Annotated in this window: 15 protein-coding genes; 11 read left to right on the forward strand and 4 right to left on the reverse strand. The window is 49.9% G+C overall.

The features are described 5' to 3' along the window. The first annotated feature begins 126 nt into the window (after positions 1–126). From ACJJIC_RS10720 to ACJJIC_RS10750, 7 genes are read left to right on the forward strand one after another with little or no spacing between them, the layout of a single operon-like run. Complete coding sequence (locus ACJJIC_RS10720) at positions 127–531, forward strand: DUF2170 family protein (protein ID WP_444885397.1); 405 nt, start codon at positions 127–129, stop codon at positions 529–531. Next, a complete protein-coding gene (locus ACJJIC_RS10725; protein WP_252085407.1) occupies positions 528–1223 on the forward strand; it encodes a PspA/IM30 family protein in 696 nt (231 codons plus the stop codon). Before ACJJIC_RS10720 ends, ACJJIC_RS10725 begins: the two co-directional genes overlap by 4 nt. A 4-nt stretch (positions 1224–1227) precedes the next feature. Continuing rightward, on the forward strand, positions 1228–2301 hold the full coding sequence (locus tag ACJJIC_RS10730) for a potassium channel family protein (RefSeq protein WP_252085408.1): 1074 nt from the start codon (positions 1228–1230) through the stop codon (positions 2299–2301). Beyond that, positions 2286–2939, forward strand: coding sequence for a YjfK family protein (locus tag ACJJIC_RS10735; protein ID WP_252085409.1), 654 nt, complete (start codon positions 2286–2288; stop codon positions 2937–2939). The genes ACJJIC_RS10730 and ACJJIC_RS10735 overlap by 16 nt, the downstream gene beginning before the upstream one ends. 15 nt (positions 2940–2954) lie before the next feature. Further along, entirely contained in the window at positions 2955–3371 is a 417-nt protein-coding gene (locus tag ACJJIC_RS10740; RefSeq protein WP_444898551.1) for a DUF350 domain-containing protein, read from the forward strand. Positions 3372–3383: 12 nt separating this feature from the next. After that, a complete protein-coding gene (locus ACJJIC_RS10745; RefSeq protein ID WP_252085411.1) occupies positions 3384–4007 on the forward strand; it encodes a DUF1190 domain-containing protein in 624 nt (207 codons plus the stop codon). A 3-nt stretch (positions 4008–4010) separates the two neighbouring features. Then, complete coding sequence (locus ACJJIC_RS10750; protein ID WP_445356880.1) at positions 4011–5177, forward strand: glutathionylspermidine synthase family protein; 1167 nt, start codon at positions 4011–4013, stop codon at positions 5175–5177. Positions 5178–5278: 101 nt separating this feature from the next. Here ACJJIC_RS10750 and ACJJIC_RS10755 read toward each other — a convergent pair whose 3' ends face one another. Further along, positions 5279–6913, reverse strand: a complete 1635-nt coding sequence (locus tag ACJJIC_RS10755) for a two-component system sensor histidine kinase NtrB (protein ID WP_444909992.1) — start codon at positions 6911–6913, stop codon at positions 5279–5281. A 318-nt stretch (positions 6914–7231) separates the two neighbouring features. Between ACJJIC_RS10755 and ACJJIC_RS10760 the strand changes: the two genes are divergently transcribed. The 3 genes from ACJJIC_RS10760 to ACJJIC_RS10770 all read left to right on the forward strand — a co-directional run bounded on the left by ACJJIC_RS10760 (position 7232) and on the right by ACJJIC_RS10770 (position 10505). Beyond that, complete coding sequence (locus tag ACJJIC_RS10760; RefSeq protein WP_444885393.1) at positions 7232–8644, forward strand: amidohydrolase; 1413 nt, start codon at positions 7232–7234, stop codon at positions 8642–8644. Beyond that, entirely contained in the window at positions 8641–9942 is a 1302-nt protein-coding gene (locus ACJJIC_RS10765; protein WP_445356881.1) for an amidohydrolase family protein, read from the forward strand. Before ACJJIC_RS10760 ends, ACJJIC_RS10765 begins: the two co-directional genes overlap by 4 nt. 167 nt (positions 9943–10109) lie before the next feature. Beyond that, positions 10110–10505 carry an MAPEG family protein gene (locus ACJJIC_RS10770; RefSeq protein WP_444909990.1) on the forward strand — a complete coding sequence of 132 codons (396 nt, stop codon included), beginning with the start codon at positions 10110–10112 and terminating at the stop codon, positions 10503–10505. A gap of 170 nt (positions 10506–10675) precedes the next feature. Here ACJJIC_RS10770 and ACJJIC_RS10775 read toward each other — a convergent pair whose 3' ends face one another. From ACJJIC_RS10775 to ACJJIC_RS10785, 3 genes are all read right to left on the reverse strand, one after another. Beyond that, the gene (locus tag ACJJIC_RS10775; RefSeq protein WP_252085417.1) at positions 10676–10972 is read right to left on the reverse strand and encodes a YebG family protein; all 297 of its coding nucleotides are present in this window, start codon (positions 10970–10972) and stop codon (positions 10676–10678) included. Positions 10973–11315: 343 nt separating this feature from the next. Then, positions 11316–11933 (reverse strand): LysE family translocator, encoded by a 618-nt coding sequence (locus ACJJIC_RS10780; protein ID WP_444898548.1) that lies wholly within the window; start codon positions 11931–11933, stop codon positions 11316–11318. Continuing rightward, positions 11933–12538 (reverse strand): DUF924 family protein, encoded by a 606-nt coding sequence (locus tag ACJJIC_RS10785; protein WP_444898547.1) that lies wholly within the window; start codon positions 12536–12538, stop codon positions 11933–11935. Before ACJJIC_RS10785 ends, ACJJIC_RS10780 begins: the two co-directional genes overlap by 1 nt. 177 nt (positions 12539–12715) lie before the next feature. Between ACJJIC_RS10785 and ACJJIC_RS10790 the strand changes: the two genes are divergently transcribed. After that, the gene (locus tag ACJJIC_RS10790; protein ID WP_444898546.1) at positions 12716–13003 is read left to right on the forward strand and encodes a hypothetical protein; all 288 of its coding nucleotides are present in this window, start codon (positions 12716–12718) and stop codon (positions 13001–13003) included. Positions 13004–13065 lie beyond the last annotated feature (62 nt).

The following is a 13065-nucleotide window of genomic DNA, read 5'->3' on the forward strand; positions in this document are numbered from 1 at the left end:
ATGTCACTTATGTGGTAAATATTATCTTTGTGTGTATTATTTGCAACATAAGTTTGAAATAAGTTATTGACCGCCTTTTTTTTGATGCTATATTTGTGACTAATATTCCACAGCGAGGGAGTCGAGATGACCTGGAACCATGAGAATCTACGCCATTTGGCGGAAAGCCACACCGGATGGGTGGTGGAATCTGAGGGAGAGTGCCTCAGTATTTCCAATGACGAAGGAGTCGATGCATTCGTTTATGTCGGTGAGAAGCAGATCGTTGTCGAGAGCATCTTGTTCCCGGTCAGCCAGGTAGCCGACGTGGTCGCCCTTAATGAGTTGATTCTCCAGACTCATCAACTGGTTCCCCTGACGTCGATCGCCATCACCATGATTGGCGGTGAGCGTTACTATGTCGCTTTTGGCGCTTTGTCTGTGTCCAGTAAGGACGAAGTGGTAATTGAAGAAGTTGAAACCCTGTTCTCCAATGTGGGTGACTTCCTGGATTTATATGCTGATCATTTTGAAATGGAGGGTGTAGCATGAGCCTGAGAAAAATTTGGACTGCCTTGAAAGGCGCGGTCAATGAAGGAACTGAAGCCGTTGCGGACAGCCAGTCTATTCGTATCCTCGATCAAGAACTGCGGGAGGCAAAGGCCGAATTGAAAGCTTGTGATGAGAACCTGACTAAAATCATGGCCAAGCGCAAGCTGGCAGAAAGTAAGGTAGAGTCTCTAAAAGCCGATATTGAGACTTACAGCAACCACGCAATCAGTGCCAGCGAGAAAGGTGATGATAGCCTGGCTTTGGAGTGTGCCGAGCGTGTTACTGAGCTGGAAGCTCAACTCGAAACGGAACAGAGCCTCTTGGATGGCTTCATCAACTCTGAGCGTACCCTGAAAGGGAATATCTCCAAGGCGAAAATTAATGTCCGCCGTATGGAGCAGCAGATTGACCAGATCAAGGCCACCGAATCTGTACAAAAGGCCCAAGTAGCCGTTTCCTCCCGCCATATGGGGGCTAACAGCAAAATCAAAACGGCCCTGGACAGCCTTGATCGTATCAAGACCAAGCAACAGGAGCGTGCTGCGGAGCTGGAAGCTGCTGAAGAGCTGGCAACAGAGGAAAGTGGCTCTGGTCTGGACGCCAAGCTGAAGGCGGCGGGCATTAAGCCCGGTGGCCAGGTCAGCGGCAGCGACAAGCTGGCCCAGCTACTGGCGAGCCGCCAAAAGGCCTGATCCAGTGCTACTTTATCGAGTGCGGCGCCTTCTGGCGTCGCTTTTTGTTAAGGCCAATATACTAACCATTCTTGTCGGCGTGCTGGGTTATGTAATGGGGAGTTACCTATTACTCAGTGCTGCAGGGGAGCATGAGATTGTTGACCCCGCCAACTTTATATATTGGCTGATAGTGACTGCTTCCACAGTAGGCTATGGCGATTTCTCGCCGGTAACGCCCGCAGGTAAAGTGGTTGTGGCAACCTGGGTGATCCCCTTTGGATTGAGTCTATTCGCTTTGGTGCTTACCAAGGTGGGCTTTGTAATTTCAGAGTTTGTGCATAGAGGAAAGAGAGGGTTGCGCATGACAAACCATGTAAATCATACGGTTATAATTGGCTGGAATGGAACGCGAACCCTTCGTTTGATAGAGCTGCTGTTATCGAAAACCAATGGTACAGCAACAGATATCGTGCTTTGTGTCGAGGCCGACATCGAGAATCCCATGCCGGGTAAAATTGATTTTGTCCGGGTTGAATCCTTTTCCCATATTGAGAGCATGCAGCGCGCCGCACTTGTCGATGCCGCGCGAATCATTATCGATAATCCCCTGGATGATGTCACGCTCACCACAGCTTTGTTCTGTGACAAACTCAGTCCCAATAGCCATAAAACAGCCTATTTCCAGGATGAAAATGTCGGTGAGCTATTGCGCTCACACTGCCCGAATATTGAATGCATCCCCTCAGTAGCGGTGGAATTACTGGCTAAATCCTCCCTGGACCCCGGTTCTGCCAGATTACACCGGCAGCTTCTGGATAGCACTTATGGAATGACTCAGTACAGTATTGAGTATCAGGGTGAACGGCCATTGTTATTTTCTGCTCTGTTTGATCATTTTAAAAAGAATTTGTCCGCAACCTTGATTGCGGTACGTCGTCAGGGAATAGTTAAAATTGATGTAAACCCCGCGTTGACCGATGAGGTGAACAGGGGGGATATGCTCTATTACATTTCTGCTAAGCGGCTTACAGAAAAGCGCTGCTTCGATATAAAAATGAATGAAGGAGAGGGGACAGGTACGTGTTTACCAAGCTGATTGACAAACTCAAAGGTAAAGATATTCCAAAGGTGAAAACCCCGGAAATTATGGGATTGCGACTCGGCGCAAGTTTTGAACTGGACCCATTGGCTATTCGCCTGATACTGGATGAACTCACGATTGAATCCTGTTCTCCAACGCAGATTATCAAAGCCGCCGGAATTGTAGAGCTCGATGGAGCCTGGGTTTATCGGTTTTATACTGATGACGATGCCTGGCTACAGGTTGTGGCAGAAGGCGGTCAAAGTGATGAGCATGTAGTAGACGTAAAGCTGTTTCACTTTTACGATACCCTCGATGTCGCCAATCAGCAGGTTTGGGACAGGCTTCTAAAGCAGGAAATCGGTGCAGCTAATTACCAATTGCAGGACCGTAACTATCAGAGAGTCTGGACTGCTACAGGTGATTATCACAACCCGGTGCATATGGCCGAGAAGACCTATGACGCCGATGGGGACTATTCCCTCACCGACCAATTCACCATGCTTTTTGAACGCGATTTGTCCGATCAGCGTACCGAATCCCTGTTCCTTTCAGCGGAAGAGAAAGAGGAGGACGCTGGTTACCTGAGTCGCAGCCTGGTGATTAGTACCGGTATAACTTTGACACCATCACAGCTGACTATTCACGGATAATAAGGAGATGTATTAATGGACCAGCCCTACGATTTGATGACTGGTATCCTCCATTTTGCGGCCTATTTTGGTCTGTCACTGGTATTTTTAATCGCGTTTAAATTTCTTTATGCACTAGTGACACCCCATGACGAATGGAAGTTGATCCGTGAAGACAAAAACGCAGCCGCTGCCATTGGATTTGGTGGTGCGGTGATGGGTTTTGCCATTGCTGTTGGCGGCGCTGCCAGTAACTCTGTTTCCATTATTGACTTTGCCACTTGGGCAGTGGTTGCTCTAATCGCTCAGCTTATTGCCTTTGCGATTATTCGTTTTGGCTTTATGCCACGTATTGTTGAGCGTATTGAAGACGGTGAAGTTAGCGCGGGTATTATGCTGGCAGCTACCACTATTTCTGTTGGTGTCCTCAACGCGGCTTGCATGAGCTATTAAGCGGAGGTGAGGATGAAGCGTAGTAAAAATATTAATCTTGCGCGGATGCGCAAGGGCAGGGGGGCAAGTTTTGTTTTACGCCCCCTGGCTATGGGTATCACCGTGGCTCTTGTGGGCTGCTCCTCCGATGAAGAGGTTAAGGTGGTGTCCTCTGTCGAGGACTGTGTGAATAATACACAGCTCGATGAAGCCCAATGTGAGGCGGCCTACCAGAAGGCCCTCGCGGAAGCTGAGCGGACTGGGCCCAAATATGCCAATTTGTCCCAGTGCGAGACGGAATTCGGTAGTTGTCGCGAGAGTAGCAGCGGTTTTTGGATGCCACTGATGACCGGTTTTATGGTCGCCTCCATATTGAATGATAATGACCGGCGCTATCACTCCTACGGTCATTACAACCCGGTATACCGTTATTCTGCCTCCGGCTCCCGCTATTATGATCGCCTGATGACCGCTGATGGTCAGGTTATCGGTCGCTACGGTAAAAACTCCTATACCGTAGATAAGACTGCGATGGATCCCAAGCCCAAAGTTACCAAGACGGTTTCACGCGGGGGCTTTGGTGCAGTCGCTTCAGCCAAATCTAACTGGGGTGGCGGACGCTCTAGTAGCAGTCGCTCCCGAAGCTGGGGGGGCTGATTGGTGCTGAGGTTGCCGATCGGTGAGCGCCCGCGCTGGAAAGAGCGGGCGCAAGAGTTTGGTTTTCATTTTCACACCATGTATGGGGAGCCATACTGGGATGAAACTGCTTACTATCAGTTCACTTTGGAACAGATAGAGCAGGATATTGAGGATCCCACCGAAGAAATCCATGCAATGTGCCTGGATGTTGTCGCTAAGGTGCTTGAGGATGAGGCGTTGTTAAGGCGCTTCCGCATACCGGAGCAGCACTGGGATTTTGTCCGCGATTCCTGGAAAAATGGTGACCCCAGCCTTTATTCTCGCTTGGATTTTGCCTATTCGGGGCAGGGTCCGGCCAAACTTTATGAGAATAACGCCGACACGCCTACCAGCCTATATGAAACGGGATTTTGGCAGTGGCTTTGGTTGCAGGATAATGTAGATAGGAGGGCACTTCCCCTACAGTCTGATCAATTTAACAGCCTGCAGGAAAAGCTGGTTAATCGCTTTCGCGATGTACAGTTCCTGACCCCTGGTCGAGAACTACATTTTGCCTGTTGCAAAGATACGGTAGAAGACCGAGGTACGGTTCAATATTTGCAAGATTGTGCCAGTGAAGCCGGCATCACCAATCATTTTGTATTTATCGAAGATATTGGTTGTGATGCGCAGGGAGATTTTACCGATTTAGACGATCAGGTAATTACCTGGATGTTCAAGCTGTATCCTTGGGAGTTTATGTTCCGCGAGGAATTTGGCTCTCTGTTGGGGGGCGATAACGTACGTTGGTTGGAACCACCCTGGAAGGCGATATTATCCAATAAAGCACTCCTGCCCATGTTGTGGAAGTTGTTTCCCGGGCACCCCAACTTACTACCTTCATTTTTCGAAGATGAGCTGGATAAAGCTGAGGGCTATTCGGAGCTGGTTAAGAAGCCCATTTTCTCCCGTGAGGGAGCCAATATTTCAGTAGTACGCGGAGAAAATGTGCAATCGCTTTCGGATGGGCCCTATGGAGAAGAGGGCTTTATCTATCAGGCTATGCATCCACTGCCGAAGTTTGGTCAGAGTTTTACCCTGGTGGGTAGCTGGCTAGTGGATGATATGGCTGCGGGTATTTCAATTCGCGAGGATAGTAATCTTATAACTCAGGATATGAGTCGCTACCTTCCGCATATTATCCTTTAAAATACTTGCCAGAGTAATTTCTCTGGCAAGTATTCGTGTAAGTGTGCCACTTTCTTAAAGTAAGTGGCTTTTTGCTTTAAGACACAAGTCATTTTAGATATTCAAAACGCTGTTGTTATCAGTTGCCCGCTTAAAATCAATTCCTCAATTTTGTTGCTGAGCCTATCGTAAGTAAAAGGTTTTTGGATACAGTCGAGAACCCCATCTTTGATAACTTCCTGGACTTTGCTATCGACACTAAACCCGGTTGAAAGCAATGCTTTCACCTCCGGGTTGATGCGCTGCAGAAAGGCGAATAGTTCCTGGCCATCCATTCCGGGCATAATCATATCGAGAATCACCAGGTCTACCTGATCGTAATGCTGTCGGTAATAGGTGATCGCCTGTTCCGCCGAAGCGAAAGTGGTTACGCTGTGACCATTCATTTCAAAGAGTGTTTTCGAATAGCTGCGGACAATGGCTTCATCGTCCACCACCATAATACGAAGTTGGCGTTTGGCAGATTGCGGTACAGTTTGTTTTTGCTGTCTACTTACTTTTGCTTCGGCAATCGGCAGGTACAAATTAAAGGTGCTGCCCTCTCCCTCAATGCTATGGCATTGTATGGCCCCCTTATGCAAATGGATGGTGCCATGCACTGCGGCGAGACCCAGTCCGGCACCCCGGCCGCATTCCTTAGTGGTGAAGAAAGGCTCAAAAATTCTGCGGCGCACTTCAGGGGGCATACCTGTACCATTATCGCGAATGGTGATTAACAGGTAATGACCAGGTTGCACTTCAAAATCTGCGATAGTAGTAATTTTTTCAAAGGTAATATTGCTACTACTAAAACGCAGAGTGCCTCCACTCGGCATGGCATCCTTGGCGTTGATGCCGATATTTAATAATGCACTTTTCAACTGGGCGGGATCGCCGACTACATGAGGCCGGCCAGCTTCTAGTTGCTGTTCAACGCGAATACGCCGATCAATGGTGCGCTCAAGCATGGCACAGACATCGCGGGTGATTTCATGGGTATTGCAATCTTTCAGTTGATAGTTACCTTTGCGAGCAAAGGTAAGCAGCTGCTTAGTCAGCTCAGCGGCATGGCGGGCAGTAGTGAGTATATGATTAGTGTATTCGCTGATACGGGGATCTTCCGCTATCTGCTGGATAACCTCGGCATAACCACTGATTCCATGAATCATATTGTTGAAGTCATGTGCGATGCCGCCGGCTAGCTCGCCAATAGCCTGCATTTTTTGCGCTTGACGCAACTCCTCCTCCAGCAGGCGCTGTTTGGTGATATCGGTTCCAATACTGAGTATGCCTGTTGGGCAGCCACTTTCATCTGAAAGGATTTTATTAGTCCAGGCAATCCAAACCCTCTTGCCAGACTTGGTGATATTCTCGTTAATGTTGTAGCGATGTTCTTGTGGATTATCGCAAACATGTTGAATGAGTTGACGTAGATCCCGGCCGCTGGACTCGCAGGCGGGCACTATGGTGCCGATCAGATGCCGCCCAATAATTTCGGCTTCAGAGTAGCCAAAAAGTTGTTGAGCATACTCATTAAAAGAGGTGATTCGCCCGTGCCTGTCGCAGCGCATAATGATCGAATTCGCATGCTCAACCAGTTCGCGATAGCGCTCTTCACTTTTACGTAAAGCCTCATAGACTTGCTGGGAATCCCGGCTTTGGCTACTGGTGACATAAGTGGATGTGGGGAATACCGGCAGGCTGTTTTCCTTGATCACCTATTCTCCTCCGGAATAATTATTGAGTATTTTTTCACCAGAAACTGCATCATGTGGAAACAAAAAAGTATATAGGGAACCCGGGGCCTTTTAAGAGCTGGTTTGCAGTCTTTGCTGACATGCCGACATTTATAAACCCTTTTGTAATTGTGTGTTTATTCAAATGTGATGGGTATCCACTTGCAGAGCAGACGAGTTTCTCGGTAATTCTTTGGGGCTTTTCTTCTCAGAAGCGAACTTTTCTTCTCTAAGTAGTGGCTAAGGTCAGACAAACTGATAGCATTCACCGCCATCTTCAAAACCATTGGATGAATAACTATGCAGCTGCATTCTCGAGTTTTCGGGCGCGGCATCGCGGCTTTGCTTTGTGCCTCGCTGTTGGTGTCTGCCTGCGGAGAGAAGAAAGCCGGGAGTGAGCAGAGATCTCTGGATTTTGCTCGCCTGGATGCTTTCCCTTCAACTTATTCTGTTACTCAGTCCCGACCAGTGCTGATTCAGGATGCCACTTTGCTTACTGGGACTGGGGAGCAATTAGAGAACACAGACCTTTTATTGAAAGGCGGAAAGATTGCAAAGATCGGTCAAGATCTTGAGGCTCCCAAGGACGCCCTGGTGGTCGATGGCAAAGGTAAGTGGGTGACCCCCGGAATTATCGATGTACACTCTCACCTGGGAGATTATCCTGCCCCCTCTATTGAGTCCTCTCAGGATGGCAATGAGATGACATCCCCCAACACCGCGCAGGTATGGGCGGAACACTCTGTATGGACACAGGATCCCCAGTTCCCCTTAGCCCTGGCTGGCGGTGTGACCACATTGCAGATCCTACCGGGCTCTGCCAACTTGTTCGGTGGCCGCAGTGTAACCCTCAAAAATGTACCGGGTCGCAGCGTACAGGACATGAAATTTCCCGGTGCGCCCTACGGTTTGAAGATGGCCTGTGGCGAGAATCCGAAGCGTGTTTATGGTGGTAAAGGTACTTCCCCCTCAACCCGTATGGGTAATGTAGCTGGCTACCGCAACGCCTGGATTGAGGCCAGCAATTATAAGAAGAAGTGGGAGGAATATGTAGAGAAGGGTGGAGATGAACCAGAGCGAGACCTGGGCCTAGAGACCCTGGCGGGCGTTCTGAACGGCGATATCCTGGTACACAATCACTGCTATCGCGGAGAGGAAATGGCGGTGATGATGGATGTCGCCAAGGAGTTCGATTTCCAGATCTCTACGTTCCACCACGCAGTAGAAGCATACAAAGTCGCCGACCTGCTGGCGGAGAACAATGTATGTGCTGCGATGTGGGCTGACTGGTGGGGCTTTAAGCACGAAGCCTTCGATATGACAGAGGCAAATATTGCTATCGTCGATCAGGCCAAGGCCTGTGCAATGATTCACTCGGATTCCGGTGTGGGCGTTCAGCACCTGAATGAAGAAGTTGCTAAAGCGATGACTGCAGGTCAGCGCGCTGGTTTCGATATTCAGCCAAAGGATGCTGTGACCTGGATGACCATGAACCCCGCTAAGGCACTGGGTATCGATAAGCAAACCGGCAGCCTTGAGAAGGGTAAGATGGCCGATGTTGTTATTTGGTCTGGCAACCCGTTCAGTGTTTATACTCATGTTGATCAGGTCTTTATCGATGGGGAGTTGATGTACGATCGCTCCGATAAAAAGCGCCAACCGCGCAGTGATTTTGAGCTTGGTATTCTCAATGCAGAGGGAGAGCGACTGTGAAAAAAATAGCTGTATTCTATGCGCTGGCCCTGGGGGTTTTGACAGCAGGGGCTCAGGCGCAAAGTATCCTGATTAAGGGCGGTAAGGTACACACCCTGGCTGATATGGGTACACTGGAATCTGCCGATGTGCTGGTAGTGGACGGTAAAGTGGAGCAGGTGGCTCCCTCGCTGAATATACCTGCCGATCGGGTAATTGATGCGAAAGGCAAGGTGGTGACTCCTGGAGTTATTGCACCCATTTCTGAATTGGGGCTGGTGGAGATCAGCGCAGCCAGTGGCACCAACGACCATGCGGTAACTGGTGAGAGTATCGGCAGCGCCTTCAATCCTGTACCCGCATACAACCCCAAATCTACATTGATCCCTTTTAACCGGGCTGGTGGTGTTACCAGCGCCGTGGTGTTTCCAGCTATCAGTACTTGGGATAGCGCTGCGGTAGAGGCCCAGAGAGTGTTTGCCGGACGCGGCTTTGCCATCAAACTCAGTGGTGAGTTCGATAGTGTCGAGGCGGAAGATGTTGCCCAGAAGGCTTATTTGGGTGAGGCCGGTGCTCAACTGGCCGGTGGTAGCCGTGCAAACGCCTATGCGAAAATTGAGAATGCCTTGAATGAGGCTAAGGAGTACCGGGACAATCGTGCAGCGATTCGTCTGGGAGAGTGGCGAGAGCTGAATTATAGTCTTGCGGATCTCGAGGCCTTACAGCCGGTGATTAATGGAACGGAACCGCTATTAATTACAGCTAATCGTGCCAGCGATATCCTTGCGGCTATTGAGTTGGCTAAGGCTTACAATGTAAAGCTGGTGCTGCTTGGGGCGGCTGAAGGTTGGACGGTGGCGGAGCAGCTGGCCCAAGCTCAGGTGCCTGTCGTGATTGATGCGATTAACAACCTGCCCATTTCTTTCTCCAGCCTTGGCGCTCGCCTGGATAATGCTGCTTTGTTAACCAAAGCTGGTGTGAAAGTTGCCATTAGTGGTCCCGACTACGCTTCTACCCACAATGTATACCTCTCACGTCAGTCTGCTGGTAATGCTGTTGCCCACGGGTTGTCCTACGAGGAGGCTCTGAAGTCTATCAGTACAAATGTGGCAGATATCTTTAGCCTTAGTGGCGGTACCCTGGAGAAAGGGGCCGATGCTGATATTGTAGTTTGGAGCGGTGATCCACTGGAAGTAACCAGCTACCCTGAACAGGTACTGATTGAGGGAGAGCCCCAATCTTTGGTTACTCGTTCAACCCGCCTGCGCGATCGTCATCTTAAGCCGAGCAAGGGGCACGACTTTGGCTATCGCAATTAACTAGTGCTTAGTTTGTGAGCAGATGAAGAGCGGGCAAAGCCCGCTCTTTTTTTGTGTGACGAAAAATGAACAAAAAGGTCCAGCCACTTGTTTAGCATTGGTGTGGTGGGCTGTGTGGTGATAGGGATATATTTACATCTCGTATTAATAAGAAAAAGGAAAATGCCATGGTAAATATTACAGCGCTGTATGCCAGCCTCTGTGCAATCCTCATTATCTACTTGGCAGGCCGGGTCGTTCAATTTCGTCGCACTAAGCGAGTAGGTATTGGCACTGGCGAGGATCGTCATAATGAGATTCGTGTGCGCGTGCACGCGAATGCGGTTGAATATACCCCCATCGCATTACTGCTCTTGTTGCTTGCGGAGCTAGGGGGCTTATCTGCACTGTGGTTGCATGTCTTTGGAATCGCTTTTTTTCTATCCCGCATTTTCCACGCTTATGGCCTGACAGCGGGTAAGGGAGGTACCCATGCCGGACGCTTTTGGGGCACATTAATCAGTTGGCTGGTGATACTAATACTCGCAGTGATCAATATTGTGCTATCGATAAGATCTCTGTAAAAGCGCTTGTAGCAGTAAAGAATTTTTTAGGCGATCTGGAACGATTAACGATCTTTATGCGGTGGGAGGCTTCAGCTAAATACTGAAGCCCAGCAAAAAAGCCCGGTTGAACCGGGCAGAGTACAGGGATGAAACTTTAAACTACTACCAGAAACTTTCTTCAGGTAGTTTTACTGGTTTGCAGCAAAGGGAGTAACGGTCTCGTCGGAGGACTCTTCACCGCTCTCATCTTCCTCCAGCAGAACTTCTGGTTTGCCTTTGCAGGCTTTGGCCAGGGCATCGCGACGCTTGGCCAGCAACAGGCCGATCTCTTCGCTCACCTGCTCATCAATACCTTCAATACTGCGCTCAATGAGCGTGGTAATGTTGGCTGCAAGCTCCAGCATCTTATCGTGTTCTTCAGCATCTTTTTTGTTGTCGAACATTGCTCCGTCTCGATCGCATTTCCAAACAGCTACTACGGCCATGATATGCCTCCCAATTGCCTTTAAGACATTCCAGTTTGCTTGTATGGCTATACGGTAACTGTATAAATATTCAGTGTCAATGGTGGTTGGAACTGAAGTGGCGGCTGTTTCGTTGCGCTCAAGAGAGTGGCTATTGCGATAATTCGTCTTTAGGAAGCTGTCGTAACTGTCATAATGCGCCACTGCAGCCGGATGTACTCCCCCCAGGCATCCAGGCTGCAACCTCCGCACTGAGCAGGCCCGTTTGCGGGCCTGTTTTTTTGGAGTGCCTAATCATCATTCTTACGGGGGAAAGTTTCGATTTTGGCACGCCTCTACGGAGGTGGTGCTTAGGTCCTACCCACTAAATAGTGAATACCAAACGTGCGGCCAAGCCAATCAGGAGCAGACCAAACAGCTGCTGGATGCGGTGGCCGAGGTGCTTGCTAACCAGTTGACGTTTGCGGCTGGCATGAACTGCCAGGGCAACGATGCAATACCAGAGTGTATCGACTCCTGAAACCATGGCAGCCATTCCGAGCTTGGTGGTGAGAGCCTGCTGCTCAGATACGAACTGGCTAAATAGGGCAGTAAAGAATACCGCGATCTTGGGATTAAAGAAGGCCACCCCGAAACCTTGTACGATCGAGCGGCGAACACTCATGTGGGGGGCTTCCAACTGGGTTGTTCCCGAGCCGGGAGCCGGGGCTCGGAAGGCCTTCCAGCCCAGGTATACCAACATGGCTGCACCGGCCCATTGCAGAATACTGAATAGTAGTGGAGAGCTGGTAATCAGTACTGCGAGGCCAAAGGCTGTCAGCGCAGCGTAAACGGCAACGCCGGCGCCGTGCGCAATGGCGCTGGCGAGGCCTTGCTGAAGACCTGAGGCGGAACAGCGCATTACGATAAGCAGGCTAGGGCCTGGTGACATTGCGCCTAGGGCACAGATACCTGCAAGTGATAACCATCCGAGTAAATCCATTATTTAAAGCCGCCCCCTTGTGCCAGCCAGTGCTTTTCTTCTTCAGTGGAATTGCGGCCTAAGGCCGCATTGCGATGCGGATAGCGGCCAAACTGCTCGATAATCGCCTGGTGGGCCAGGGCGTATCGATAGTGGGTGGCGAGATAAGGGGCGATGGACTCATCATCCCCGTACTGCTTCTGCAACTGGGCGAAGTATGCCACGGAGCGCTGTTGGATAGCGGAGTTTTCACTGTGCTCAAGAGGCATGCCGACAAAAATCTGCTGAAACAGCCCAAGTTTTTGCTCATCTGCCCTCTGTAGAATCGACTCGGTGATATCGAGAGCCAGTGGGTCCCCCTTAAAGGCCAGAGAGTTACCGCGGTGGATATTGCGGGCGAATTGATCGCATAACAGTAACAGGGCCAGCTCGCCCTCCAGACTTTGACGCCAGTGATCCAGCTTTCCCTCAAGGGCCATATTGGTGATCTCGGTAAAGTCTTCAGCCATTTGCTTGTCCAGCTTTGGGTCTGCCGAAAACCACCGCTTCTGCCGTTCAGGTGTAGGGCGGTAATTTAAAGCGGGATCACCAAACCAAAAGATCAGTATTTCCTTAATACCGGTCATCTACGAGTTCCCCAATGGTTACAGGCCGATTATTGCGACTTTTGTACTTATTGGTCCAGTAGCTATAGGAAGAAGTCCTCTCACAAAATGTTTAAAAAAATATTTTTGCGCCTGCATCCAAAATCAATTCTGGCTCCGTCATAGAGGTGTACAAGGAAAAGCGATCTGGAGGTCACAATGTTTACTGCGGGATCATTTAAGAAGGTACAATTTTGCGCCGTACTGATTTTGGCGCTTGGCGGCATGCAGGCCGGAGCGGCGGAGCTGGGATTCTCGGTGGATGATATTCATCGTCAGCTCACTGAGAAAACAGACCAGCACTTTATGCAAAAGCTCAATGAATGTAAGTCAGGCAGTGAGGTTGAAGGCAGCGGGCTTCCCTACCCGGTGCGGATTGCGGAGGAGAGGGCTCCCCAAGGCGCCACCCCCGGACCTTACAGCCGAGGCCGCATAACAGTGATGTAGCGTGCAGGGCTTCCCCGGGCCGACGGTTAAACAGTACAAGAAAGACAACGATTAGAGAGTAA

The sequence above is a fragment of the Microbulbifer mixtoriginis (SeqCode) genome, assembly GCF_052468275.1.

Coding starts and splice junctions, on each gene's coding strand:
- ACJJIC_RS10785 (WP_444898547.1), bottom strand. CDS start 12,538: ATGACCGGTATTAAGGAAATACTGATCTTTTGGTTTGGTGATCCCGCT.
- ACJJIC_RS10745 (WP_252085411.1), top strand. CDS start 3,384: ATGAAGCGTAGTAAAAATATTAATCTTGCGCGGATGCGCAAGGGCAGG.
- ACJJIC_RS10725 (WP_252085407.1), top strand. CDS start 528: ATGAGCCTGAGAAAAATTTGGACTGCCTTGAAAGGCGCGGTCAATGAA.
- ACJJIC_RS10760 (WP_444885393.1), top strand. CDS start 7,232: ATGCAGCTGCATTCTCGAGTTTTCGGGCGCGGCATCGCGGCTTTGCTT.
- ACJJIC_RS10770 (WP_444909990.1), top strand. CDS start 10,110: ATGGTAAATATTACAGCGCTGTATGCCAGCCTCTGTGCAATCCTCATT.
- ACJJIC_RS10720 (WP_444885397.1), top strand. CDS start 127: ATGACCTGGAACCATGAGAATCTACGCCATTTGGCGGAAAGCCACACC.
- ACJJIC_RS10775 (WP_252085417.1), bottom strand. CDS start 10,972: ATGGCCGTAGTAGCTGTTTGGAAATGCGATCGAGACGGAGCAATGTTC.
- ACJJIC_RS10790 (WP_444898546.1), top strand. CDS start 12,716: ATGTTTACTGCGGGATCATTTAAGAAGGTACAATTTTGCGCCGTACTG.
- ACJJIC_RS10740 (WP_444898551.1), top strand. CDS start 2,955: ATGGACCAGCCCTACGATTTGATGACTGGTATCCTCCATTTTGCGGCC.
- ACJJIC_RS10780 (WP_444898548.1), bottom strand. CDS start 11,933: ATGGATTTACTCGGATGGTTATCACTTGCAGGTATCTGTGCCCTAGGC.